Raw genomic sequence first — 506 nt, 5'->3', positions numbered from 1 at the left:
GCGGGCGTTTCGGGCCGGCCAGAGAAGCCGTTACGGTGCTTAAGTCTAATTCCAGCGTATCGGTGTACTCAGGTTCGTTATCATTGTCACGCCACAAACCCTGAGCTTTAGAGTATTTCTCGACCAGCTCAATAGTTTCTTCGTCACGACCTGACAGACGGAAATAGCGCAGGGTTTCATCATCGACCGGGAAGAAACCACAGGTTGCACCATATTCCGGCGACATATTTGAAATGGTTGCGCGATCAGCTAACGGCAAGTTGTCCAGACCAGGACCATAAAACTCAACAAACTTACCTACTACGCCTTTTTCACGCAGCATTTGAGTTACTGTTAAGACTAAATCCGTCGCGGTAACACCTTCTTTCAGCGCGCCCGTCATACGGAAGCCAACAACTTCTGGTATCAACATAGAAACCGGCTGACCCAACATAGCAGCTTCGGCTTCGATACCGCCAACACCCCAGCCTAAAACGCCAATACCGTTAATCATGGTGGTGTGTGAG

1 protein-coding gene is annotated in these 506 nt (G+C 49.8%); it reads right to left on the bottom strand.

Annotated features, from left to right (window positions below; translation table 11 throughout):
• A partial coding sequence (locus B3180_RS14285) for an aconitase family protein (protein WP_286845169.1) occupies window positions 1–506 on the bottom strand: 506 nt, incomplete at both ends.

This window comes from Idiomarina sp. UBA4206, assembly GCF_002383015.1.
Taxonomy (GTDB): domain Bacteria; phylum Pseudomonadota; class Gammaproteobacteria; order Enterobacterales; family Alteromonadaceae; genus Idiomarina; species Idiomarina abyssalis.
This window is presented reverse-complemented; position numbering and strand designations above follow the sequence as displayed.